This window comes from Gilliamella sp. M0364 (genome assembly GCF_016100565.1).
In the GTDB taxonomy this organism is placed as follows: domain Bacteria; phylum Pseudomonadota; class Gammaproteobacteria; order Enterobacterales; family Orbaceae; genus Gilliamella; species Gilliamella apis.
In genome coordinates this window covers 1-25,085 of record NZ_JACFSF010000002.1, presented here as the reverse complement: position 1 = coordinate 25,085, position 25,085 = coordinate 1, and the positions used below count along the sequence as shown (strand labels likewise).

Sequence of the window (25,085 nt, the reverse complement as noted above, 5' to 3'; positions counted from 1 at the left end):
ATTACTAATAAGTAACCAACTATTTCATTTTATCCGCCGACATTGTCGGCGGAGTCATATATTAGAATAGTTAACTACTTAGTATATAACAGGTAAATACTGAACAATGAAATTACTTTTTTCTAAACGTTCGCCTCTGAGTGTACAACTATTTATTGCGCTAACACTTGCTCTGACGCTAATGGTATTAGATATTAATTATCGTCCTTTTAAAGAGATTCGTTATTACTTAGATACCATAATTTCACCACTTTATAATGTTTCAAACGCACCAAAATCATCATTTGACTCTCTTTATGAAATGTCAAAAACACAAGAAGCATTAGTTAATGAAAATACCAAATTGCAAGAAACGTTAATGCAACAGAAAAGTGATCTACTACTACTTGAACATTTGAAACATGAAAATGATCGCCTAAGAGGATTATTAGGTTCACCATTAAGACATGATGAACACAAAATGGCTGCTCAAGTTTTATTAGCTGATACTGATCCTTATGTTTACCAAGTTGTGATCAATAAAGGAAAAAATAATGGTGTTTATGTTGGTCAACCAGTCGTAGATGAGAAAGGAATTGTTGGACAAATTTATCAAACGGCGCAATCAACCAGCCGTGCGATATTAGTCTGTGATTATCAACATGCAATTCCCGTGCAAGTACTAAGAAATGATATTTCTATGGTAGCAGTTGGTAATGGATGTAGTAATGATTTAACCCTTGATTTTTTACCTAATAATGTTGATATCAAAGTTGGTGATGTTTTAGTTACTTCTGGACTTGATGGTCGCTTTCCTGAAGGCTATCCAGTAGCTGTGGTAAGTTCAGTGAAACTTGATATTAGTGATTCAACCCCAATTATTTCTGCTACACCTACAGCGGATTTAAAACGTTTACGCTATTTATTATTACTATGGGGCGAGCAAGGAGTAAAACATGAGGGGGAATAGTCGATTTAGTATTTTGATTATTTGGTTAACACTGTTGATAGGCTTATGTTTACAGATTGTTCCATGGTCAGCTGATTATAATATGCTTAAACCGCATTTATTAATGTTAATCATGGCGTATTGGTTAATAGCGCTTCCTCATCGTATTGGAATGGGGATGGCCTTTATATTAGGCATAGTCTTGGATCTATTTTCCGGATCTATTCTTGGTATTCATGCGTTTATTTTTTCCTGTATAGCTTACTTGCTGCTGTTTAAATTTCAGTTGATTCGTAATTTAGCGCTTTGGCAGCAAGCAATTGTTATCTTTGTTGTATCGCTTTGTTACAATTTTTTAATATTTTTATTTCAGGTTACTATTTATCACACCATAACGATTTCGCCTTTAATTTTAATATCTAGTTGTGTTGATGGGGTATTATGGATAGTGATTTATCTATTTTTACGAATAATAAGACGGAACTTTGCTATCAATTAAAAAGGAATCATTATGTCTGTTGAATTATTAATGAATGTGACGCCTTCAGAGACTCGTGTTGCTTATATTGAAGACGGTATTTTACAAGAGATCCATGTTGATCGTGAATCGCGCCGAGGAATTGTTGGCAATATTTATAAAGGAAAAGTGATTCGTATCTTACCTGGTATGCAGGCCGCTTTTGTAGATATTGGTCTTGAAAAAGCTGCTTTTTTGCATGCTTCAGATATTATGCCACATACTGAATGTGTCTCTGATAGTGATCAAGAACAATTTCAAGTTAAAGATATTTCTGAACTGGTTCGCCAAGGTCAAGACTTAATGGTTCAGGTGGTTAAAGATCCTTTAGGAACTAAAGGAGCTAGGTTGACTACTGACATTACATTACCTTCACGGTATTTAGTTTTAATGCCGGGGTCAAATTCGACCCATGTTGCTACATCACAACGAATTGAATCTGAAGAAGAGCGAGAAAGACTGAAAAAAATCGTTGAGCAGTATGTCTCTGATGAAGGCGGTTTTATTGTAAGAACAGCTGCAGAAGGGGCAAATGCCCATGAGCTTGAACAAGATGCTAATTTTTTAAAACGACTATGGACAAAAATTCAAGAAAGAATGGCTCGTCCGGTTAGTAAAAATTTAGTATATGGAGAGCTAGCTTTATCGCAACGAGTATTACGAGATTTTGTTGGTGATCCAATCGAACGTATATTAGTTGACTCAAAATTAACTTATGACTTGTTAGTTGAGTTTACTCAGGAATTTATGCCTGAAGTAACTAGCAAACTAACCCATTATCGTGGCAATATTCCAATTTTCGATCTGTATGATATTGAAAATGAAATTCAAAGAGCGCTAGATAGAAAAGTTAAATTAAAATCAGGTGGTTATTTGATTATTGATCAAACCGAAGCCATGACTACCATTGATATTAATACCGGTGCATTTGTTGGCCATCGTAATTTAGAAGAAACCATTTTCAACACCAATATTGAAGCAACGATTGCCATTGCCCGCCAATTAAGATTACGTAATTTAGGTGGCATTATTATTATCGATTTTATCGATATGCAAGAAGATATTCATCGTGAACGGGTATTACAATCTTTACAAGATTTTTTAGCTAAAGATCGAGCACGAACATCTGTTAATACTTTCTCCGGTTTAGGATTAGTCGAAATGACCCGTAAACGTACGCGTGAAAGTATTGGCCATATTCTTTGTGAAGAATGTCCATCTTGTAAAGGTCGTGGTATTGTTAAATCTGTCGAAACAGTATGTAATGAAATATTGCGTGAGATTGTTCGTGTTTATAAAGCTCATCGCTCTGAGTACTTCTTAGTTTATGCATCTGCCGCAGTAGCCAATGCACTGACCAATGACGAGTCTCATGCTTTAGCCGAAGTTGAAGTCTTTGTAGGCAAACGAGTTGAAGTAAAAGTTGAACCACTGTATATACAAGAACAGTATGATGTTGTACTTATGTAATTAGTTTAACTGTATTAACAATAAAACTGAGTAAAATCTAATTGATAAGTGATAGTCAGAAACAAATTTTTTTATTTTTATAATCAGTAGATTAAGGAATTTATGAAAGTAACTCAAGTGAGTGAAAGGTTACTCCACCCAAATAACTTAAATCAACAAGATATATCGAATTTACTTGATATGTTAAGTTCAAGAAAAATTGATTTTGGTGATTTATATTTTCTATCCGGTTATTATGAAAGTTGGTCACTTGAAGATAGTATAATCAAAAATGCTTCTTTCCATCGTGATCAAGGTGTTGGTGTGCGAGCAATTATTGGTGAAAAAACTGGATTTGCTTATACCGATCAACTGTCATTAGCTCGCTTGGAACAGAGTGTATTGGCTGCTAATTCAATTACTAAACAGCAAACACCTATAGCAGTTACACCTTTTAAAACGGCGCAAGATATCACGCTCTATCCTTCGATAAATCCAATAAACAGTTTTGCTCAGGAACAAAAGATTGCCATATTACAGCAAGTGGATAAATTAGCCCGATCGATCGATTCAAGAGTAATTGAAGTATCGGCAAGCTTAATTGGTAGTTATGAAGATATCTTAATCGCAGCTACTGATGGTACCTTAAGTGCTGATGTTCGCCCATTAGTACGCTTATCGGTATCTGTTCTAGTGGAACAAGATGGTAAACGTGAACGAGGTAGCAGTGGTGGTGGTGGCCGATTTGGTTATGACTATTTTTTAACAACTGACGTTAAAACTGGTGAAAGCCATATCGATAGTTATACTCGCGAAGCGGTGCGACAGGCTTTAGTATTACTTTCAGCTAAGCCAGCACCGGCTGGCACAATGCCGGTGGTGTTAGGCGCAGGTTGGCCCGGTGTATTACTACATGAAGCAGTTGGTCATGGATTAGAAGGTGACTTTAATCGTAAAACTAGTTCGGTATTTTCCGGTAAAATTGGTCAGCAAGTTACCTCAGAACTTTGTACTATAGTTGATGATGGTACTATTGCTAATCGTCGTGGTTCGCTTTCTATTGATGATGAAGGCACACCTAGCCAAAAAACGGTATTAATTGAAAATGGCATTTTAAAAGGTTATATGTTTGATAAGCTCAATGCAAAATTAATGAATTGTTCTTCGACTGGTAATGGCCGTCGTGAAGGTTACGCATATTTACCAATGCCTAGAATGACAAATACCTATATGCTTGCCGGAACATCGAGTTTTGATGATATTATTCAAAGTGTTGATTATGGTTTATATGCCCCTAACTTTGCTGGTGGTCAAGTTGATATAACTTCAGGTAAATTTGTTTTTTCAACTTCAGAAGCCTATTTAATTGAAAAAGGTAAAATTACTACGCCAGTTAAAGGTGCAACACTTATTGGTTCAGGTATTGAAACTATGCAACAGATTTCAATGGTAGGGAATGATCTAGAATTAGATTCAGGTGTTGGCGTTTGTGGTAAAGCAGGGCAAAGTGTACCGGTTGGTGTTGGACAACCGACTTTAAAAGTGAATAATTTAACGGTAGGTGGTACTATTAACCACTAACAATAATACATTAATGAGATATTAAGCTAAATGGATACAATCATTACACTCTATCAAGCATTTGTTCATATGGATCTTGCAACACTCTCAAATCCGAATGTGTTATGGATATTATATGGCATGCTTTTTGTTATCATTTTATTAGAAAATGGTGTGTTACCAGCAGCCTTTTTACCGGGTGATAGTTTATTGTTTCTAACTGGCGTATTAATTAGTCAAAATGTTTTTCATTTTGGTTTAATAAACTTAATTCTAATTGCGGGTGCCGCATTTGGTACATGGCTTGGTTATGCGCAGGGGCGCTGGCTTGGCAATACCAAAATTGTACAAAATTGGATGGCGCATTTACCCGAAAAATATCATCATAAATCAGAAGTTTTATTTCATAAATACGGATTACAAGCCTTATTTATCGGACGATTTATTGCATTTGTGCGTACTTTATTACCGATGATGGCGGGATTATCCGGTTTACATAGTCGCAAATTTCATATTTATAACTGGATCAGTGCGACATTATGGATTTTCTTAATTGTTACATTAGGTTATCTATTCGGCTTATCACCGATTTTCAAAACCTATGAAAAGCAAATCATGTCATTACTTATGTTAATACCGGTAATTTTATTGCTATTAGGTTTGCTTTTTACACTTTGGCTAGCATTTAAACGTTGGTTGAATAATAAAAAGCAAGTGAAACAAGATACAACAGAAAAGTAAAAGAGCGAAATTAACCGATAAGCCGGGTTCTGTCGTGGACAATCATTCCTCTAGGCTAATACTCACGCATTAGCTCAAGCAGTCTACCCGGATTCAACGCGGGCCGCGCCAATGAATCCCTATTTGACCTTGCTCCGAGTGGAGTTTACCGTGCCACAACTGTTACCAGTTGCGCGGTGCGCTCTTACCGCACCCTTTCACCCTTACCTGATCTTATTGCTAAGCCATCGGCGGTATACTCTCTGTTGCACTAGTCGTGAATCTCAGCTCGCGCCAAAATCCCCCAGGCGTTACCTGGCACTCTGCCCTATGGAGCCCGGACTTTCCTCCCCTCTGTTTGTCTCCCTTTTGCAAAGGACTACAACAAAGCAGCGATTGTCTGGTTAATTTCGGCAAAGAGTATAACCTAATGGTTATTTTTGTCCAGAACAGAATAGGGATTATGGTTGCAATCTGTGCAAAAGCATTAATTTGAGTATAAGAAAATTGACGTTTGATGAATAAGTAAGTTTAACTATTCTATGTGGTTTAGAGAAAATAAACTAAAAAGCACATCAATTTGATGTGCCTTACTTAATCAGTAATGAGAATTACCATTTTTTCTGTTTATTATTTTGATCGTAATTAAACCAAGTAACTACACCTTGATTAACAATGACTTCTAAAGTACCTTCGACAATATCATATTGCGTTTCACCTAATAAAACATTATTCGTTGAACTCTTTTTAAGATATTTATAAGTCCATTTACTCTCATTGCTATTAATAACGGTTTTAGCTGTTGGTTCACCAAAAATATGTAAAAGCTGTGTTTCAGTGGTCGAACCTTCTACTATTTTATTCACTTTTTCGTGACTTAGAGGGGCTCCTTGTTCTAAATAATTTTTTTGTGAACATGCTGCTAATGCCAATATTGAAAAAAGAACGACCAAAATTTTACTAAGATTTTTCATGGATTCTTGCCTATTAATTTATGATTTATAACAAAAGATAGCTAATCATAGCATAGCTTTACTGTTGTAGAAAATGACCGAATCATAAATTTCAATAATAATAATTAACCTTAATAATTGATATAAAACGATAAAATGAATATATGGAAACATTTTTGTTTCTTTATGTTTCCATTTTTTAAAAGTGGATAAGATGTTAATCTCTAGTTATTGTTTTATGCTTTATCGTCTCGTTTTTTTCTTAAAACTCGCTTAATTGGTTGTTTTGTCATGGAATTCATATAACGACTTGGCCAAATTTGTGAAGGTTTCAAATTAAGTGCCTTGGCTATAATAGTTTCTCCTTTGGTTCAAGGTCTCACTAATGCGTTGCTTAATGTTGATGAGCTCAAACCTGATTTACGAGATAATTCAGCCAGTGTAGTCCCTTTCTTTTTTAATGCGGCAATTATATCTGCTTTGTGCCAGTCGTTAGATTTTATTTCCATTTTTTCTTCCTTCGTAGTTTATAACATTAAATATCTATGTTATGCTTTCATGTTATTAAAACCAGTAAGTTTATAATTTAACTTTTAACATCATTAATAAGTTGTTTCTTATTATTGTAACAAAGTTTCTTTAATTTCTGTAATTTTTTTCTTGTTTCTTAAAAATAGGGTAATTAAAATGAAAGAGTGGTTCTCTCCCAAAGAACTATTAAGCGTTGCTGGAATGCCTTCAACAACGCAAGGGATTAACCGTAAAGCAAGAGCTGAAAAGTGGACTTCTCGAAAACGATCTGGTGTTCGTGGTAAAGCACTTGAATATCATATAAGTAGTTTATCGATAGATGTGAAAAAAGCTTTATGTCTTGAAGAAGAAAGTGCGACTTATGTAGTTTCGCCAATAGATCCACTACAACTTTGGATGACTGCATTTGAACAGCTATCTACTGAAGAACAAATAATTGTTAGTTCATGGCTAATGCGTAATGGTATTAAAGATTTTATTACCTTTATTAATAAACATAAAAAAGATAGTTAGTGTTATTGTATAAGCTGATATATACTCTAACGTCAGAAAATTTTAGTTGCTACAATGGAATAACCAATGGAAAATAAGTTTCAATTAACGAATAGTAAAGAGATTATTATTTATTTAGCTCAACAGTTTCCGAATTGTTTTACAATTGAAGGGGAAGCCAAACCTTTAAAAATTGGCATCTTTCAAGATATCCTTTCGCATCTTGAAAATAGTGAAATACTTAGTAAAACCAAACTCCGTGTTGCATTAAGAGCTTATACAATGGGTTGGCGTTACCTATATAGTATAAAAGAAGGTGCTCATCGCGTTGATTTAAATGGTAATCCAACTGAAGTTATCACCAAAGAACAAATGGAACATGCACAACAGCAATTGAAAGAAAGCAAAAAACAAGCTAAAGAACGTGCAAAACAAAAACGTAAAGCGACCCCAAAACCAGCTAGAAAACCTCGTACTTTGAAATTAGGTGATTTTGTTAAAGTTAATGTTGGTAATAAACCAATAAAAGGACAAATCATTACAATTGAAAAAGAACATATCAAAGTTAAAGTAGGTGCTGGAATGGAGTTAATGGTTAAACCTGAGCATATTATTAATAGATAGAGAATTTATATGAATAAGCTACTGAAAAGTTTTGTTAAATTCGGTCTCATTTTATGTATTATTAGTACAACTGCTCAGGCCAAAACGCCGGCGACTGAACAAATTCCTGTTTTAAAGCAAGACGAAGTACATCAAGTGGTTGCTAAACGTGTGACCAACTTTTTTACGCAATCACATTACCGTGACTTTTCGTTAGACGGAGCCTTTTCTGCTAAAATTTTCGATCGTTATTTCAAATTATTAGATGGTAATAAAACCCTCTTTCTGCAAGATGATGTAAATAAATTCCGTGATCGCCAAGAGCAATTGGGACAAGAACTGATTGATGGCGATTTAAAAACCGCTTACGATATTTACAACCTATTCTTGCAAAAACGCTACAATCGTTATCAATATGCGCTTGAGGTCTTACAACGTCCTATGGACTTTAATACTAAAGACCAAATAAATTTCAAACGTGAAGATATGGCGTGGCCAACTTCTGAAAAAGAGCTCGATGAATATTGGGATAAACGAGTTAAATATGATGAGTTAAATTTATCTTTAACTGGTAAAAATGAAAGCCAAATTCGTGAAGTTCTAACTAAACGTTATCAACGAGTATTAAAAACGATTGTTCAATCTAATAATGAAGATTGTTTCCAAGTATTTATGAATGCTTTTGCGCGAGAAATCGATCCTCATACCAGTTATTTAGCACCACGTAAAAAACGTGATTTTGATTCAGAAATGAGTCTGTCTTTTGAAGGTATTGGTGCAACGCTTAGTCAACAAGATGATTATACTGTTATTATGTCTTTTGTTACTGGCGGCCCTGCTGAAAAAAGTAAATTATTATCAGTCGGTGACCGAATTATTGGTGTAGGGCAAAGTAATTCTGCTATTGAAGATGTCATCGGTTGGCGTTTAGATGATATTGTTGACAAAATCCGTGGACCTAAAAATACCGTAGTAAAATTAGAAATTTTACCAGCGGGTAATAATAGTAAACCGAAAGTGATCGAAATCACTCGTGATAAAATTCATTTTGAAGATCGTGAAGCTAAATTAAAAACTATCAATAATAGCCGTGGAAAAATCGGTGTGATTGAAATACCAAGTTTTTATATTGGCTTGACCAAAAAAGTTGAATCATTAATCCTAGAAGCCAATAGTGAAAAACTACAAGGTCTAGTTATTGATTTACGAGATAACGGTGGTGGTTCATTAGCTGAAGTTATCGAATTAACTGGATTATTTATTGACAGTGGTCCAGTTGTACAAGTACGGGATAATTTACAAAAGATCACCACTTATGATGACAAAAATAAAGGTATTGAATACACAGGCCCAGTTGTTGTCATGATCAATCGTTATAGTGCATCAGCATCAGAAATCTTCTCAGCAGCGATGCAAGATTATGGCCGAGCAGTTATTGTTGGTGAAACGACTTATGGAAAAGGTACCGTACAAACTTCTCGTAACATTTCATATCCTGTAGATGCACGATTACACCCTAAATGGCCAGAACTTGGCGGTGCACAATACACGGTACAAAAATTTTACCGTATTAATGGTGGCAGTACTCAGTTAAAAGGTGTTGTACCTGATATCGAAATGACGAAAAGCCAATATGTCGATGAAATGGGAGAACGATTCTTAGATAATGCCATGCCGTGGGATAAAATTCCATCAGCTGATTATCTCACTGTTGCTAACATTAAACCTTTATTAGCTAACTTAAAATCACAGCACCAAGCTCGAATTGCTAATAATCCTGAATTTAATTATATAGAAGAGGATATTAAGCGGTTTAATGATAAAAAAGATGATCAATATGTGGTTTCTTTAAATAAAAATGAGCGAGAAACTGAACAAAAAACTAACGATGATCGTGATTTAAAAAGAATGAATGAACGTTTAAACCGTGCTGGTTTAGCGCCAATTACTAAATTAAAAGATCTACCTAAAGGTTATAAACAGCCTGATGCATTTCTAGATGAGGCAGTCGAAATCTTACTTGATTTAATACCAAATTATCCTAATCTTGAAGCTAGTAAGGTTAGAGGTGGATTTCTTTCTTTAGATAAACCAATTGAGTAGTTATAAACAAAAAGTAAGGAATAAGTAATATGAGTATCAATTTAAAATATGCTTTAGTTGCAACGGTTCTTATTTTAGCTGTTTTATTAGTATTCGGAACCATCGTTTACATGAATTAACACTTGATTAATTGTTTGCAGATAATTATAGTATGCACCCTGCTTTCAAAAAGCAGGGCTAAATTAAGGTGAGGTGTCCGAGTGGTTGAAGGAGCACGCCTGGAAAGTGTGTATACGGCAACGTATCAAGGGTTCGAATCCCTTCCTCACCGCCATGAATATTTATTCAGTCATCGAAGGAAAGAGCCATTAGGTTCTTTAGCATTGCCAACAAAATCTATTAATATGGTCTTGGCATTTACCTCAGCTTTAATGACCTGACGTGACGATTAATCTCTTCCTCTCCACGATCTTTCGGAGTTACTATGGAAAACTTACGCACTGTTCAGGATTATATACGCTGGACCACTTCACAACTTAGTCAATCAGACATCTTTTTAGGCCATGGCACCGATAACCCTATCGATGAAGCCAAACAACTTATCTTAGCTACGCTCGGCTTATCACTATTTATTCCTCCAGAATTTTATGCTGCAAATCTGACTAATGATGAAAAACAACAACTAAATGAGATCATCAACAAACGTATTAATGATCGCTTACCTACACCTTACCTCACTAATCAAGCGTGGTTTTGTGGTCATAGTTTTTACGTTGATGAACGAGTCTTAATCCCACGTTCTCCTATTGGTGAACTGATTAATAATCAGTTTAAAGATATAATCAGTAGTGAACCAAAAAATATTTTAGATCTCTGTACTGGTAGTGGGTGTATTGGTATTGCTTGTGCTTATGCATTTCCTGATGCTCAAGTTGATATTACCGATATTTCATTAGAAGCATTAGATGTCGCGCAAACTAATATTGAATTGCATGATATGCAATATCAAGTTACGCCAATTTTATCCGATCTATTTAATCAATTAGAGAATAAAAAATATGACCTAATTGTGACTAATCCTCCTTATGTCGATGATGAAGATATGAATGATCTTCCCGACGAGTTTTTATATGAGCCAAAATTAGCACTCGAAGCAGGATTTGATGGATTAGACTTAGCAAAAAGAATTATACACGATGCTTGTGACTATCTAACACCTGATGGTGTATTAGTCTGTGAAGTTGGTAATAGCTGGGTGTCTTTACAACAACAATATCCAGATGTACCCTTTAACTGGATCAGTTTTGAGCATGGTGGATTTGGCGTATTTGCAATTACGCAGGCTGACTTGAAGACTTATCAGCACTATTTTAAATAAATTAACTATAAAATAAAAAAATTGGAATAAGAACTATGGCAGGAAATTCGATTGGTAAATTATTTAAAGTCACTACCTTTGGTGAATCACATGGTACTGCACTAGGTTGTATTGTTGATGGTGTGCCACCAGGAATGAATTTAACCGAATCCGACATGCAACACGATCTTGATCGCCGTCGTCCTGGTTCATCTCGTTACACTACGCAACGTCGAGAAGCTGATCAAGTAAAAATCCTATCCGGGGTATTTGAAGGTGTGACTACTGGTACTAGTATTGGATTATTAATTGAAAACACCGACCAACGTTCACAAGATTACAGCAAAATAAAAGATATTTTTAGACCGAGTCACGCCGATTATACCTACCAAAAAAAATATGGTATTCGGGATTATCGTGGTGGTGGTCGATCATCGGCACGCGAAACTGCCATGCGTGTAGCGGCCGGTGCTATTGCTAAAAAATATTTACATGAAAAGTTAGGTATTACCATTCGTGGTTATTTAGCGCAAATGGGTGATATCCAGTGCCAATTAAATGATTGGCAACAAGTTGATCAAAATCCTTTTTTCTGTCCAGATGAAAGTAAACTAGAGGCTCTTGATCAACTATTAAGACAGCTCAAAAAAGAGGGCGATTCAGTTGGCGCTAAAGTCTGCATTGTGGCTGAAAATGTTCCAGTAGGTTTAGGAGAGCCCGTTTTTGATAAGTTAGATGCTGATCTTGCCCATGCATTAATGAGCATTAATGCAGTAAAAGGGGTTGAAATTGGTGATGGTTTTGCTGCGGTTAATAAACGTGGTAGTGAAAATCGTGACGAAATAACCCCACAAGGATTTTTATCAAATCATGCTGGTGGTATTTTGGGGGGAATTAGCTCGGGTCAAACTATTATTAGTAGCATAGCATTAAAACCAACCCCAAGTATTGAAATTGCTGGACAATCAATTAATATTAATGGCGAAAGTGTCGAAGTTTCAACCCATGGTAGACATGATCCTTGTGTCGGTATTCGAGCAGTGCCTATTGCTGAAGCAATGGTCGCTATCGTATTAATGGATCATTATCTTCGCTATCGGGCCCAATGTAGTGATGTAAAATAATCATGAGTTACGAATTACTGGCTTTACTTTTTTTAATTGCGACGTTAGCAGGCTTTATTGATTCAATTGCTGGTGGCGGTGGACTATTAACGGTACCGGCACTACTGGCTGTAGGATTACCACCAGCTAGTGCGTTAGCCACTAATAAATTACAAAGTTGTGGCGGTTCTTTTTCTGCTAGTTTCTATTTTATTCGCCAACGTATGGTTGATTTAAAACAGCAAAAATGGGCGATTGCTTGTGCATTCATTGGTTCCGCTCTTGGCACATTATCAGTCATGCATATACAAGCGGATTTTTTAAAATTATTATTACCAATATTAACCATTAGCGTAGGACTTTATTTTCTACTATCACCAACAATCGGAGATAGTGATCGTAATAGTCGGCTTTCAATTTTACAATTTGCTTTGATTCCTGCGTTGATTATTGGCTTTTATGATGGATTTTTTGGGCCCGGCGCCGGATCATTCTATGCACTCGCATATATTACTCTGGCTGGATTCAATTTAACTAAAGCAACCGCCCATACCAAAGTACTCAATTTTACCTCTAATTTAGCAGGATTAATCTTCTTTATTGCTGGCGGTGAAGTAGTATGGTCAATTGGTTTAGTTATGTTAGTTGGCCAATTTATCGGTGCAAGATTAGGGGCAAAAATGGTTATAGCTAAAGGACGAAAATTAATAAGACCAATGTTAATTACCGTTTCAACCATCATGAGCATCAAATTAATCTATGAAAACTTCTTTTAATCATCGCTAATAAAATTTAGAACCAGTTTTAGTACCATCAATAAGCTAACAACCAAGAATACATTAGCCAATTAAAAACCCCGTTCCTCAAAATTTTGCGGAACGGGGTTTTTAAAGCCTAAAAATCCATCCAATAAATCGCTAACGCTAGTTATAACATCAGCTAGTTCCAATAATAAACGTTTATTTTGGCAAATAAGTTTAGTGCTTCCTATTTAGCGACATTGGCAATGTGCTGACAACTGAGTGAAGTTAGCATGGCAAACAGGGATGTTTGCCAAGGCGGTGCTTTGGCAGGAACAAATCACAGCCGGTGCGTTAAGAGCGAACGAAGACGGAAGGCAGTCACGCAGTGACCACTTGCGTGGTCGCCGCGGGAGATGGTAAAGAGGGTTCGCGCCAACCCTCTTAACTCGGACGTAATCGCCGTATAGAACTAGCCACCAAACTAGCTATCAAACAACAAAACGTCCGAAACTCAAACAACTAAAAAATTTTGAGGAACGGGGTTTTTAAAGCCTAAATCCATCCAATAAATCGCTAACGTTAGTTATAACATCAGCTAGTTCCAATAATAAGAGTTTATTTTGGCAAATAAGTTTGGTGTATTTAATTTAGCGACATTCGCAACGTGCTGACAACTGAGTGAGGTTAGCATGGCAAACAGGGATGTTTGCCAAGGCGGTGCTTTGTCAGGAACAAATCACAGCCGGTGCGTTAAGAGCGAACGAAGGCGGAAGGCAGTCACATCGTGACCACTTGCGTGGTCGCCGCGGGAGATTGTAAAGAGGGTTGGCGCCAACCCTCTTAACTCGGACGTAATCACCGTATAGAAATAACCACTAAACAACAAACGTCCGAAACTCAAACAATCCAAAAAATAAAGAACTAAAAAATTTTGAGGAAAGGGGTTTTTGAAAATTAAATTCCTACTTATTGCTAACCCTTTTTTTTGACTTAAAATAAAATTTTTAAAAATCAATATGTTGAAAAACCGCTTAAAAAAAGGGTTTTTAATAGTAAAATTGCGCTTTGCCTTTTTGCCAACTGCATTTATAGTATATTGGATTCTAGTTCACTGCCGTATAGGTAGTTTAGAAATGAACAAAAGCGAGAGTATGAGCGTTATATGTGTTCACTGCCGTATAGGTAGTTTAGAAAGCGTGACGAAATTCGGGGTATGATTGCTCGGAGTTCACTGCCGTATAGGTAGTTTAGAAATTATCCTCCAACGGTTAATCATTATTGGGGAAGTTCACTGCCGTATAGGTAGTTTAGAAAAGTTTGAGATGTTATCTTGAATATGTTCCCATGTTCACTGCCGTATAGGTAGTTTAGAAAAGTGAAAACTAGGCAAGCTCGACAAGAACAGATGTTCACTGCCGTATAGGTAGTTTAGAAATTTTCACGTCGAATTACTAATCCGTTTAAAACGTTCACTGCCGTATAGGTAGTTTAGAAAAACAAAACACGGATTACCTGTATAGTGTTCAGGTTCACTGCCGTATAGGTAGTTTAGAAAACCAGCGGCACAAAATCTTGGCGCTTCGATTAGTTCACTGCCGTATAGGTAGTTTAGAAAATGGTGTACCACCGATTTGCATCATTCCGTTCGTTCACTGCCGTATAGGTAGTTTAGAAAAGCCACGTTGACCCAGCTGTCAGATCGATTATGTTCACTGCCGTATAGGTAGTTTAGAAAGCCTCGGCGGTTTTTTGTATCAACAAATTTATGTTCACTGCCGTATAGGTAGTTTAGAAAGTTTGGCGCGGTAATCGGTGAAGTTTTTCGATGTTCACTGCCGTATAGGTAGTTTAGAAAAAATCCCCCCGTATTTTTGGGTGTTATGCCCAGTTCACTGCCGTATAGGTAGTTTAGAAATCCGTGGTGTAGTGGTCTTGCCCTGATTGGTCGTTCACTGCCGTATAGGTAGTTTAGAAATGCAGCAGATGATAGCCTGTGCCTGAGTGTTTGTTCACTGCCGTATAGGTAGTTTAGAAAGATTTAGTCGAAAAGGATTTAACCCAAGTTATGTTCACTGCCGTATAGGTAGTTTAGAAATGATGCTGATACCGTTGGCGCATTACCTGCAAGTTCACTGCCGTATAGGTAGTTTAGAAACTACTCATTTCACGTTGATATGAGGTTGAGTCGTTCACTGCCGTATAGGTAGTTTAGAAATAGGCGATATCTCAACTGATTTTAGGCCAAAAGTTCACTGCCGTATAGGTAGTTTAGAAACGATCAAGTTAGAAGAAGAAGAAATTGAAAAAGTTCACTGCCGTATAGGTAGTTTAGAAATATGAAGTAATTAATGACCTTTGTTCAGTATTGTTCACTGCCGTATAGGTAGTTTAGAAATAACTTGAAATGGTGTAAGCAAAATGAAATATGTTCACTGCCGTATAGGTAGTTTAGAAAATGTGAAAAGGATGGGGGATGGCATTTAGTTGGTTCACTGCCGTATAGGTAGTTTAGAAAGCTAGTTAGAAATTCACTGGATACTTTTGTACGTTCACTGCCGTATAGGTAGTTTAGAAAATTATCGATTACTGTATCAATTTGGGTTTCTGGTTCACTGCCGTATAGGCAGTAAAATCATTTATTAAATCTCTTAGATAATTATTTAAAAGACTCGTTTTATACATAAAACAATGTTAATTTATTGCTATCTAGAATTTGAGTTTATTTACTTATTATCATGGATTTGATTCATTCGTCTGATCTTAAAACGATTCTACATTCCAAGCGTGCTAATATCTATTATTTGGAGCATTGTCGAGTTTTAGTCAATGGTGGTCGAGTTGAATATGTGACTGATCAAGGGCAGCAGTCATTATATTGGAATATTCCAATAGCCAATACTAGCTGTATTTTACTTGGTACAGGCACTTCATTAACTCAAGCTGCTGTGCGTGAGCTTTCTCGTGCAGGAGTCATGATTGGTTTTTGTGGCGGTGGTGGAACGCCTCTATTTTCCTCGACAGAATCGGAATTTGCCTGCCAATTTTTTTCACCGCAAAGTGAATATCGTGCAACCGAATATCTGCAAAGTTGGTGTCAATTCTGGTTTGACGATAATCTCCGCCTACAAGCTGCTAAAACCCTTCAACAACAGCGACTCAAAATTATTCAACAATGTTGGCCGAAATTTGATTGGCAAGTTGACGATAAGCAACTCACTACGTTGTTAAACGATGCTGAAAAACAATTTCAAGATGCGGCAACGAGTCAAGCATTGTTAGCTGCTGAAGGGCGCATCAGCAAACGCCTTTATGGCATGGCAAATCAACTGACTTTACAAGATGATAATTTTAAACGGCAGCAAGGTACACGTGGCAAGCATTATGATCCTGCTAACCAATTTCTAGATCATGGTAATTATTTAGCTTATGGATTAGGTGCAACAGCTTGTTGGGTATTAGGCTTACCACATGGTTTGGCTATATTACATGGCAAAACCAGACGTGGAGGGCTAGTATTTGATGCTGCTGATATTATTAAAGATGGCATAGTGTTACCACAAGCTTTTATATCAGCTAAACAAGGTGATAGTGAAAAAGAATTTCGACAAGCATGTATTTCACAGTTTGCACAATTAGGTGCACTGGATATGATTATTGATACATTGAAACAGATAGCAGATAAAACATGAATATTTTGCTAGTTAGCCAATGCAAGAAAAATGCATTAACTCAGACTCGTCGTATTATCGATCAGTTTGCTGAACGTTGTGGTGAACGAACTTGGCAAACGCCGATGACTGCCGATGGTTTACAGACACTGTATAAATTATTACGTAAAACAGCACGAAAAAATACTGCCGTTGCTTGTTACTGGACGCATGGAAAAAATCTAACCGATCTACTCTGGATTGTTGGTGATAAAAGCCAATTTAATCAACAAGGCCGAGTGCCAACTAATCGTACTAAGCGCAATATATTACGCAATGATAGTGAAAATAGTTGGCAATATGCCACATCTATCCAACTTATCGCAACCATTGCTGCGCTATTGCATGATTTGGGCAAAGCGACAGTCGGTTTTCAAGATAAATTACGTAAAAGTCGACTGGCAGGTGATCCGTTTCGTCATGAGTGGATTTCATTACAGTTATTCTTATTGATGATTCGTGATTGTAATACTAATCAAGAGGTTTTAACCCGTTTAGCTAATTTTGCTGATCATCAACAAATTACACCTGATTGGTATAAAGAGCTAGCAAAGACAGAAAAAAACGATCTCTCTCAATTGCCATTATTGGCCCAATGGATTGGCTGGTTAATTGTGTCACACCATCGCATGCCTTTTTTAATGCCAGTTAGATATAAAGATTGTCAAAATAAACAAAAAGATGATTTCGATATTTCGGGTCTCACAATAAAAAGCTTTTTTAAAACATTTAAAGCAGTTGAACAATGGGTTAGAAATTTTAATATTGAAGACAGTGCCGATTTTTGGCAACTTAAAAGTGATATAACCTTAAGCCAATCTTGGCTTAAAAAATTAAGTCGCTATGCAAGCAAGGCAATTAATCACCCACCTTTAATGCAATTAACCAATATTGATTCATTATTATTACATCTATCACGATTAAGTCTTATGGTTGCTGACCATAACTATTCCAGCATATCAATCAATGATGAAAAAGCAGAAGAAGTTAAAGATATTCTTATCGCCAATACCAATAAAAACCAGCAAGCCAATCAACGATTAGATGATCATCTATTAGGTGTTGCTAATTTTAGCGCTCGTTTTGCTCGCTTGCTACCTAAAATGAACACTGAATTACCAGCAATTAATCAGCATAAACCATTTACGCAACGTACAACGATTAAACGCTTTCAATGGCAAAACCATGCTTTTGATCTAGCTAAAAGTTATCAACAATTAAGTGAGGATAATGGCTTTTTTGGCGTCAATATGGCATCGACTGGCTGTGGTAAAACCTTAGCTAATGGGCGAATTATGTATGCATTATCAAATCCACAGCGAGGGGTACGATTTACGATTGCTTTAGGATTACGAGTATTAACCTTACAAACTGGTAAAGCGTTACGAGAAAGATTGCATTTAACTGATGAACATTTGGCTATTTTGGTTGGGGGTCGAGCAACAAAGACCCTATTTGAGTTAGAAAATCAGCCGCAAATTACTAAAAATGAAAATGAGATAAATCCCGAAACGTTTGGTTGTGAATCGACAGAATCATTAGTCGATGAATATATTGATGTGGCAGAGAGTGGTATTGCTGACTGTGAGCTTGGTACCATTATCGAAAATAGTAAGGCTCGTCAGTTGATCTATGCGCCGATTGTGACATGTACTGTTGATCACTTAATGCAAGCTAGCGAATGTCTCAGAGGCGGCAAATATATTGCCCCTACCTTAAGGTTGCTTACCGCTGATTTAATTTTAGATGAACCGGATGATTTTGATCAGCGAGATTTACCTGCTTTGGCAAGGTTAGTTTATTTAGCCGGGCTTTATGGCAGTAAAGTGTTACTCTCATCAGCCACCTTAACGCCAGATCTGATTGCTGGTTTATTTGATGCTTATCAAGCCGGTCGCAAAATTTGGAATCAGAATACAGGAAGGTCTAATCAGGGGATTATTTGTGGATGGTTTGATGAATATCAGCAGTCAGTCGAACAAATCGTTGATACGGTTAATTTTAAACATCATCATATGCAGTTTATCGAAACAAGAATAGCGAAGTTGCAACAAGGGGTAATTCGCCGTCGAGGGCAAATTTTAGAATTATTAAATTACCCATTACAAAAAAAAGAAAATTCAGATCTAGGCTATGCTTTATTGGCGCAACAGTTATTAGATCAAGCTTATCATTTTCATTTACAGCACCATCAACAAGATCCGCAAACCAACAAAAAAATTAGTCTCGGTTTAATGCGCTTTGCGCACATTGATGAGGTGATGTCGCTCACTAAGCAAATCTACCAGCAAACTGAGTTACCGGCAAATGTTCAATTTCATCTGGTGGTTTATCATGCCAGACAACTGCTACTATTGCGCAGTCAATTAGAAGAAAAATTGGATAGAATTTTAAACCGTAGTGATGTTAATAAATTATTTCAACAACCTGAAATCCGTGCAGCAATAAAAGACAGTGATAAACAACATCACATATTTATTGTCATCGGCACACCGGTTACTGAAGTTGGGCGTGACCATGATTATGATTGGGCAATTGTTGAGCCATCTTCAATGCGTTCAATTATTCAGTTAGTAGGACGAGTTTGGCGTCATAGACCGGAAAAAATAGCCGAAAGTGCTAATGTGGCGATTCTAGGCAGTAATTTAGAAGCGATGAAAAACGGCAACAATTTAGGGGTTAATAGCGCTTGCTTTACTAAACCGGGGTTTGAGCAAAAACCATTATTTTTATTAAAAACCCATAAGACTGAGCAACTGATAACAGCAGAACAATTAGCTAATATTAATGCGATTCCTCGTATTATAACTGATTCGCAAGCAGGCCTAACACTAGCAGAATTAGAACATAAGGTTATGGCAAATTTGTTTCCAATCAATGCGCGCAAAAGTAATTATGTTACCAGTTATTGGCAAACTGATTTGGCACATCACCATTGTGTCCATCTACAGTTAATCTCGCCTTTCAGGCTGCAAGAGCAACCACAAGAGGAGTATATCTGCCAACTTGATGACAATGGCGAATACCGATTTAGTTATGCCGAAATCGCTTGGCAAAAACCAAACGAACAGTGTGAGGATACACAAAATTACAATTTTAAATATGATAATTGGCAATTTACCAATCCACTGATACAGCCATGGCTTACTAATACCGTTGAGCAAGCGATTACTCAAATAGCAGCATATTTTCCAGATAAAAATCATTATCGGCTAGCTAATGAATTTTGTACTATTAATGTGAATAGCGAAACACGTTGGTGCTTTCATCCCTATTTTGGTTTTTATAAAGATAGAGATTAAAAGAAGAAGTTATTTATTATTTTTTATAAAAATTTTATATTTAAAAAAGGTGTTTCCTCAATTATTTTTATAGAAAATAATCAGCTGAGTAGTGCATGCTAGTAATGCTCGAATAATTACTCTATACTTAACTGCACTGCCGTATAGGTAGTTTAGAAACATAAAATTTTATTTTGTTTTTGTTACGTTACCGCCGTATAGGCGGTTTTCCACTCCCATAATATTTTATATTAATTTTAATAATTGATTCCCATAATATTTTATATTTGTTTTTGTTAAAAATAATCATTGACGTTGAGGATTTACTGGTGTTATATTTTATTTGTGATTAATTCACAAGATTTGAAATAAAGTAGGATTTCCCCAGATGCTCTACCATCTGGGGAGGTCGTTTAATCTTAAATAAAGGAACTAAACGATGATTAATAATACATTTTTGATAATACAGAGTCAATTTTCTGATAAAAAGAATGAGTTAATTAAATTAAAACAATTTGTAATAACTGATTCTTCTGCGAATGATGAAATATGTTTTGACATTTCACAGAGATGCAATTTCTATTCTATAAAAGATATAATGAAAATATTAAATATATCGACAAGTAAAGAGGTTAAAAGTTTAATTAAGAAATTAGAGTTGAATCAAACTACATACAGTCGTATGAAGAATAATGAATTGTTTTATAATATGGATGCAATCAATAGATTAAATTCATATTTGAAATTTAGAGTAGCATAATAATGAAACAAAAGGCTTATACTTAATTGCGTAAGCCTTTTTTGTATTGTAATCATAAATATAAGGAGGGCCAATGAATAATATTTCTTGGCAAGATATAAGAAAGGTCATTGTCGACTTTCTTCAGCAACGGCTTGCTAATAACAGCAGTTATAAAAGTGAACAGGCCAAGTTAGAAAAAGCCAAACAAATAGGTGATCAAAAAGCAGTTAATGAATCTCAACAGAAGATGTTAGAACTGAGTAAAAGATTTGATTTTAAAACTTGGATGGAAGATGCCGCTACACGTCGTTATTCTTGGATAATTATTACGACGCACTTGTCAAAAGGTATTCACCCAAGCTCTAAAGGGAGTAATGCGAATTACAATACTCAAATAAAACCTGATGTTTACAATAATTTTGTCTCATCTGCAACAATTGATAAGTTACCTTTTGATGCAACAGGTGGTGCATCGGCATTAGATATTTTTGGTCTACTGAAACAGGTTGTTAAAGATGATATAACTATTCTACAGTTAATTATTAACCGTCATCCAGAAGTTAAAAAAGCCTTATCAGATGATGAAAATAAAGCAACCATTTATTTAGAAAATTTCAGTAAATTTCTTAATGATAATTGGAGTAAACCGCAAGCTTCTGAGCTTAATAAACAATTATATTGGCCAAATAGTGAAGAGAGTTATTTATCACAAAAAGAGGACAATTATCGCTTATTGATTCCATTGCATCCATCATCTTTATGTCATCTTGTTTACCAAAAAGTACAGGCTAGATTTTCGGAAGAAAATAAACAAGCACGCGAACAAAGACGAATAAAGAATATTGAACACAAATCTTATATATCTTTTCATGATCTTGCTGTCGTTAAATTGGGTGGAAGTAATGCGCAAAATGCTAGCCAACTTATAGGTAGCCAAATGGGACGTAATTTCTTATTAGCTTCAATGCCGCCTCAATTTAGTAAAACTTCTTATCCATCACTTTCAAATGAACAAGAAACTATTTTTAACAGATCTTTACAATATTATTGTCGATTTGGCTTTAAATTATTATTTGAAACCATTAATGCTGAAAAAAATGATTTTTCTCGAAGAAACAACAGAAGAGAATCTTTTTTTCTGATTTTAACGATGATTTTTAAGTATGTTAAACATCTTCAAACGTCTAAATATGCAGGTTGGAGTCGTGAATCTTCATTAAAATTAGAACAGCAACTTTGGCTTGATCCGAGTAGAGCAAATCTAGATGGAGAAGAAAAATTTAAACAAGAATATGATCGAGCTGATTGGCAAGTTAATTTAGAAAAAGATTTTGCTTTCTGGATACAAACAATTCTAAAAGACAAGTTCGGTCAAATTTCAGAACAATTTTCAGACCCAGAATTTGAAAAATGGCGCAGAGAGTTTCGGTTTGTATTAAAATCCAATAAACCACGAGGTAGGAGGATAAATTAATGGCATCTTTAAAATACTATCTTCTATTTGACCATGTCAAAATTCATAATGCCAATGCCATCTCCAGTCCATTAACTTATGGTTTTCCGGCTATCTCTGGCTTTTTAGGGGCGATTCATGCTTTAAATCGAAAAATTGAGTCGGATGATCCTATCTATCTGGATGGTGTATTAATCGCTTGTCATGATTGTGATGTACAAGTTTATCGACCTAATAATTATGCGGATTATACATTTCGACTCACTCGCAATCCGTTAGCTAAAAATGGTGATACCCGCTCGATAATCGAAGAAGGACGGGTTCATCTAGATGTGTCTTTAATTGTTGAGGTGAAAATTGAGGATCGTGAAACCCTCGATGATGTTAATGATCAAGAAAAATTTATTAACCAGATAAGACAAAAGCTCTATCAGCAACGTATTGCTGGTGGTCAAGTTATTGAGATTGAATCAGTAGGATTATATTCAGCTTCAGAATCTCTTGATGATTTAACTCAAGCTTTATTACCTGCTTTTGTCTTAGTTGAAGCGCAGCAAGATTTACAGGAAATCACCGCCGAGCTACAACAAAAAGATCCGAATGCCACTGCACTTGACGCGTTAGTTGAAACTGCCATGTTGCATCATCATCCGCAAGAAAAAGATCAGTGGCAAACCACATCGGTCAAGCAGGGACGAGGTTGGTTAGTGCCGATACCACTTGGTTATCAAGCTATTTCACCACTGTTTGACGCAGGAATGGTTGAACATGCCCGTAGTAATCAACATTCAACACAATTTGTCGAATGTATTTATGGATTAGGTAAGTGGATATTTCCACTAAGGTTACAAGAAAATTTATCACAAGCATTTTGGCGTTATAAATGCAGTGAACTGCAATCGAATGACGCAGATATTTATATTATTAATCAAGATTAATTAAACAAGTTTAGCATTGAAAAAAGGAATAAATTATGAGTAAAGATAAAATCACCACCGCATCAGTATTAGCCTTTGAACGTAGTTTTGATATTTCTGATGCCATTTTTGCCCAGCAAAAGAGCCATGATGACCAAAAATTAACGCCAGTTTTATTATCTGAAAAATCTGTTCGCGGTACCATTTCAAATCGGCTTAAAAATGCTTTAGCAAATGATCCGGCTAAATTAGATGCTGAAATTCAAAAAGCTAATTTACAAACAGTCGATGTGGCAGCGCTTGATGCCGATAAAGATACCTTAGTGGTTAAATGGAGCTGTAAAGTACTACCTTTCTTAGGTTCGCCATCAGTCTGTAATGATATTGATTACCAAGAAGAGTTAACCAAAACGACTCAAAGCTATATCAAAGCAGAAGGGATGCAAGCACTAGCTAAACGTTATGCAATTAATATATTAAATGGCCGTTGGTTATGGCGTAATCGTATGGTTGCCGAACAAATCAGTATTAGCATTACTCGTAAAAAAGATGACAAAATAGCAACGATTGAAGTGAGTGATGTTAAGCAATATCAATTAAATTCATTTGATTATGATGACAAATCGGTAAATGACCTCGCTGCTCTGATTGAGGCAGGCTTATTAGGCAAAGAGTTTGTTATTTTCGATATTCAAGCCAAATTAAAAATGGGATTGGGGCAAGAGGTCTATCCATCACAAGAATTGATTTTGGATACTGGTAAAGAAAAAAGTAAAGTCCTGTATGAAAAAAATGGTCAGGCAGCAATGCACTCGCAAAAAATCAGCAATGCCATTCGAACTATTGATACTTGGTATGCTGAAAACGCCGAGTTCCCAATTGCTATTGAACCTTATGGTGCAGTTACCACTATGGGACATGCTTTTAGACAACCTAAACAAAAACAGGATTTTTATACCTTATTTGATAATTGGGTGCTCAAAGGTGAAAAACCAACGCTTGAACAACAACATTATGTTATCGCAGTTCTGATTCGTGGTGGTGTATTTGGTGCTAGTGGTAAGGAGTAATATTATGCTTACTCACTATTTTGAACTACGGGCAATTCCGCAACTTGAGATAACTGAAACTGAAGTGATTAATCAAGTTATGCAATCACTGCATCAAGTATTAGTTAACCATCAAGGCAATATTGCAGTTAGCTTTCCTTGTTATAATGTACAGCGAACATTAGGTGGAATTATCCGGCTATTTGGCGATGAAGCGCAGTTACAACAATTTAGAACTGCCTTACTACAGCAAACTGTAATTAATGATTACACCTTAGCCCTGCCAATAGCATCTGTACCGACAAGTGTTAAAGGTTATTTACGGTTAATTCGTGTTAATCCTAAAGGACAAAGTGCTTTAAGACGAGCCGAAAAACGTTTAACCGCACAAGGTAAATGGTCAGCCGAAGTAAAAAGTAAAATGGTTGAAAAATGGGGCAGCGTTCATTTGAACTATCCACACCTCCATTTTGCTAGCAAAAGCACAGGGCAACATTTTATTATGTGGCTGAAACAACAAAAATGTGCAACGGCTGTTGAAGGAACATTTAATAGTTACGGACTCAGCAAAACTGCTACTGTTCCTGATTTTTAACTAAATAATAAGGGCATTATTATAATGCCCTTAACTGCCAATATCTAACCATATTAACAGCATAAATTTTGAGGAGCGTACTTTTTAAAGCTAAAAAATTTGAGGAACGGGGTTTTTTGAGTTTAAAATCCTTAATAACTGAAATGATCAGAATAGGTAAAAATATCTAAAACTAGGTAGGCAAGAATTATGAAATAAGGTTTTTGTGTATTGATGTTGTTGAGATTAAACTTTACAAAAGTTAACAATTTAGATTTTAAAATCAGTTGCATAGATTATTTTCAGTCACTATACTTTTAGATGATTTTTAGCGCAATAATAGGCTGTTATTTAGTCAAATTA

At 35.9% G+C, this 25,085-nt stretch carries 19 protein-coding genes, 1 tRNA gene, 1 other RNA gene, 1 pseudogene and 1 CRISPR repeat array; of the genes and pseudogenes, 19 read left to right on the top strand and 3 right to left on the bottom strand.

Annotated features, from left to right (window positions below; genetic code table 11):
* The first annotated feature begins 106 nt into the window (after positions 1–106).
* The 5 genes from mreC to H3U96_RS03855 all read left to right on the top strand — a co-directional run bounded on the left by mreC (position 107) and on the right by H3U96_RS03855 (position 5,195).
* On the top strand, positions 107–949 hold the full coding sequence (gene mreC / locus H3U96_RS03875) for a rod shape-determining protein MreC (RefSeq protein ID WP_065578562.1): 843 nt from the start codon (positions 107–109) through the stop codon (positions 947–949).
* Positions 936–1,427 (top strand): rod shape-determining protein MreD, encoded by a 492-nt coding sequence (gene mreD / locus H3U96_RS03870; protein WP_065614507.1) that lies wholly within the window; start codon positions 936–938, stop codon positions 1,425–1,427. The genes mreC and mreD overlap by 14 nt, the downstream gene beginning before the upstream one ends.
* Positions 1,428–1,439: 12 nt before the next feature.
* Entirely contained in the window at positions 1,440–2,915 is a 1,476-nt protein-coding gene (rng, locus tag H3U96_RS03865; RefSeq protein WP_086320103.1) for a ribonuclease G, read from the top strand.
* A gap of 102 nt (positions 2,916–3,017) precedes the next feature.
* On the top strand, positions 3,018–4,475 hold the full coding sequence (gene tldD, locus H3U96_RS03860; protein WP_198195696.1) for a metalloprotease TldD: 1,458 nt from the start codon (positions 3,018–3,020) through the stop codon (positions 4,473–4,475).
* A 30-nt stretch (positions 4,476–4,505) separates the two neighbouring features.
* Positions 4,506–5,195 carry a DedA family protein gene (locus H3U96_RS03855; RefSeq protein ID WP_065650770.1) on the top strand — a complete coding sequence of 230 codons (690 nt, stop codon included), beginning with the start codon at positions 4,506–4,508 and terminating at the stop codon, positions 5,193–5,195.
* Positions 5,196–5,197: 2 nt separating this feature from the next.
* Here H3U96_RS03855 and rnpB read toward each other — a convergent pair.
* The 3 genes and pseudogenes from rnpB to H3U96_RS03840 form a co-directional block, all read right to left on the bottom strand.
* Positions 5,198–5,586: RNase P RNA component class A (gene rnpB / locus H3U96_RS03850), an RNA gene on the bottom strand.
* Between the two features lie 199 nt (positions 5,587–5,785).
* Positions 5,786–6,148 (bottom strand): hypothetical protein, encoded by a 363-nt coding sequence (locus tag H3U96_RS03845; protein ID WP_198195688.1) that lies wholly within the window; start codon positions 6,146–6,148, stop codon positions 5,786–5,788.
* A 215-nt stretch (positions 6,149–6,363) separates the two neighbouring features.
* Positions 6,364–6,636 (bottom strand): annotated as a pseudogene (locus H3U96_RS03840) (helix-turn-helix domain-containing protein).
* Positions 6,637–6,814: 178 nt separating this feature from the next.
* On the opposite strand from H3U96_RS03840, the gene H3U96_RS03835 reads away from it, so the two are divergent.
* The 14 genes from H3U96_RS03835 (at position 6,815) to cas6f (ending at position 24,743) form a co-directional block, all read left to right on the top strand.
* Positions 6,815–7,171 (top strand): DNA-binding protein, encoded by a 357-nt coding sequence (locus H3U96_RS03835; protein WP_086360811.1) that lies wholly within the window; start codon positions 6,815–6,817, stop codon positions 7,169–7,171.
* A gap of 66 nt (positions 7,172–7,237) precedes the next feature.
* Positions 7,238–7,774 (top strand): RNA chaperone ProQ, encoded by a 537-nt coding sequence (proQ, locus tag H3U96_RS03830; RefSeq protein ID WP_198195686.1) that lies wholly within the window; start codon positions 7,238–7,240, stop codon positions 7,772–7,774.
* Positions 7,775–7,783: 9 nt separating this feature from the next.
* Entirely contained in the window at positions 7,784–9,856 is a 2,073-nt protein-coding gene (gene prc, locus H3U96_RS03825; RefSeq protein ID WP_065578571.1) for a carboxy terminal-processing peptidase, read from the top strand.
* 29 nt (positions 9,857–9,885) lie between these two features.
* Entirely contained in the window at positions 9,886–9,975 is a 90-nt protein-coding gene (locus H3U96_RS03820) for a YnhF family membrane protein (RefSeq protein ID WP_108720847.1), read from the top strand.
* Between the two features lie 67 nt (positions 9,976–10,042).
* Positions 10,043–10,130, top strand: a tRNA-Ser gene (locus H3U96_RS03815).
* A gap of 150 nt (positions 10,131–10,280) precedes the next feature.
* Entirely contained in the window at positions 10,281–11,174 is an 894-nt protein-coding gene (prmB, locus tag H3U96_RS03810) for a 50S ribosomal protein L3 N(5)-glutamine methyltransferase (RefSeq protein WP_198195684.1), read from the top strand.
* A 35-nt stretch (positions 11,175–11,209) separates the two neighbouring features.
* Positions 11,210–12,277, top strand: a complete 1,068-nt coding sequence (gene aroC / locus H3U96_RS03805; RefSeq protein WP_198195681.1) for a chorismate synthase — start codon at positions 11,210–11,212, stop codon at positions 12,275–12,277.
* A 2-nt stretch (positions 12,278–12,279) separates the two neighbouring features.
* Positions 12,280–13,032: a TSUP family transporter gene (locus H3U96_RS03800; RefSeq protein ID WP_065614515.1), complete on the top strand. Its 753-nt coding sequence runs from the start codon at positions 12,280–12,282 to the stop codon at positions 13,030–13,032.
* A gap of 1,073 nt (positions 13,033–14,105) precedes the next feature.
* Positions 14,106–15,634: a CRISPR direct-repeat array (repeat unit 28 nt; unit sequence GTTCACTGCCGTATAGGTAGTTTAGAAA).
* Between the two features lie 100 nt (positions 15,635–15,734).
* The gene (gene cas1f, locus H3U96_RS03795; RefSeq protein WP_086360865.1) at positions 15,735–16,688 is read left to right on the top strand and encodes a type I-F CRISPR-associated endonuclease Cas1f; all 954 of its coding nucleotides are present in this window, start codon (positions 15,735–15,737) and stop codon (positions 16,686–16,688) included.
* A complete protein-coding gene (cas3f, locus tag H3U96_RS03790; RefSeq protein WP_198195670.1) occupies positions 16,685–20,008 on the top strand; it encodes a type I-F CRISPR-associated helicase Cas3f in 3,324 nt (1,107 codons plus the stop codon). The genes cas1f and cas3f overlap by 4 nt, the downstream gene beginning before the upstream one ends.
* A gap of 812 nt (positions 20,009–20,820) precedes the next feature.
* The gene (gene csy1, locus H3U96_RS03785; protein WP_086360868.1) at positions 20,821–22,203 is read left to right on the top strand and encodes a type I-F CRISPR-associated protein Csy1; all 1,383 of its coding nucleotides are present in this window, start codon (positions 20,821–20,823) and stop codon (positions 22,201–22,203) included.
* Positions 22,203–23,120, top strand: a complete 918-nt coding sequence (gene csy2, locus H3U96_RS03780) for a type I-F CRISPR-associated protein Csy2 (protein WP_086360869.1) — start codon at positions 22,203–22,205, stop codon at positions 23,118–23,120. The genes csy1 and csy2 overlap by 1 nt, the downstream gene beginning before the upstream one ends.
* A gap of 35 nt (positions 23,121–23,155) precedes the next feature.
* Positions 23,156–24,169: a type I-F CRISPR-associated protein Csy3 gene (gene csy3, locus H3U96_RS03775; protein WP_065614520.1), complete on the top strand. Its 1,014-nt coding sequence runs from the start codon at positions 23,156–23,158 to the stop codon at positions 24,167–24,169.
* A 4-nt stretch (positions 24,170–24,173) separates the two neighbouring features.
* Complete coding sequence (gene cas6f / locus H3U96_RS03770; protein WP_065578583.1) at positions 24,174–24,743, top strand: type I-F CRISPR-associated endoribonuclease Cas6/Csy4; 570 nt, start codon at positions 24,174–24,176, stop codon at positions 24,741–24,743.
* Positions 24,744–25,085: the final 342 nt, after the last annotated feature.

Coding starts and splice junctions, on each gene's coding strand:
- mreC (WP_065578562.1), top strand. CDS start 107: ATGAAATTACTTTTTTCTAAACGTTCGCCTCTGAGTGTACAACTATTT.
- mreD (WP_065614507.1), top strand. CDS start 936: ATGAGGGGGAATAGTCGATTTAGTATTTTGATTATTTGGTTAACACTG.
- rng (WP_086320103.1), top strand. CDS start 1,440: ATGTCTGTTGAATTATTAATGAATGTGACGCCTTCAGAGACTCGTGTT.
- tldD (WP_198195696.1), top strand. CDS start 3,018: ATGAAAGTAACTCAAGTGAGTGAAAGGTTACTCCACCCAAATAACTTA.
- H3U96_RS03855 (WP_065650770.1), top strand. CDS start 4,506: ATGGATACAATCATTACACTCTATCAAGCATTTGTTCATATGGATCTT.
- H3U96_RS03845 (WP_198195688.1), bottom strand. CDS start 6,148: ATGAAAAATCTTAGTAAAATTTTGGTCGTTCTTTTTTCAATATTGGCA.
- H3U96_RS03835 (WP_086360811.1), top strand. CDS start 6,815: ATGAAAGAGTGGTTCTCTCCCAAAGAACTATTAAGCGTTGCTGGAATG.
- proQ (WP_198195686.1), top strand. CDS start 7,238: ATGGAAAATAAGTTTCAATTAACGAATAGTAAAGAGATTATTATTTAT.
- prc (WP_065578571.1), top strand. CDS start 7,784: ATGAATAAGCTACTGAAAAGTTTTGTTAAATTCGGTCTCATTTTATGT.
- H3U96_RS03820 (WP_108720847.1), top strand. CDS start 9,886: ATGAGTATCAATTTAAAATATGCTTTAGTTGCAACGGTTCTTATTTTA.
- prmB (WP_198195684.1), top strand. CDS start 10,281: ATGGAAAACTTACGCACTGTTCAGGATTATATACGCTGGACCACTTCA.
- aroC (WP_198195681.1), top strand. CDS start 11,210: ATGGCAGGAAATTCGATTGGTAAATTATTTAAAGTCACTACCTTTGGT.
- H3U96_RS03800 (WP_065614515.1), top strand. CDS start 12,280: ATGAGTTACGAATTACTGGCTTTACTTTTTTTAATTGCGACGTTAGCA.
- cas1f (WP_086360865.1), top strand. CDS start 15,735: ATGGATTTGATTCATTCGTCTGATCTTAAAACGATTCTACATTCCAAG.
- cas3f (WP_198195670.1), top strand. CDS start 16,685: ATGAATATTTTGCTAGTTAGCCAATGCAAGAAAAATGCATTAACTCAG.
- csy1 (WP_086360868.1), top strand. CDS start 20,821: ATGAATAATATTTCTTGGCAAGATATAAGAAAGGTCATTGTCGACTTT.
- csy2 (WP_086360869.1), top strand. CDS start 22,203: ATGGCATCTTTAAAATACTATCTTCTATTTGACCATGTCAAAATTCAT.
- csy3 (WP_065614520.1), top strand. CDS start 23,156: ATGAGTAAAGATAAAATCACCACCGCATCAGTATTAGCCTTTGAACGT.
- cas6f (WP_065578583.1), top strand. CDS start 24,174: ATGCTTACTCACTATTTTGAACTACGGGCAATTCCGCAACTTGAGATA.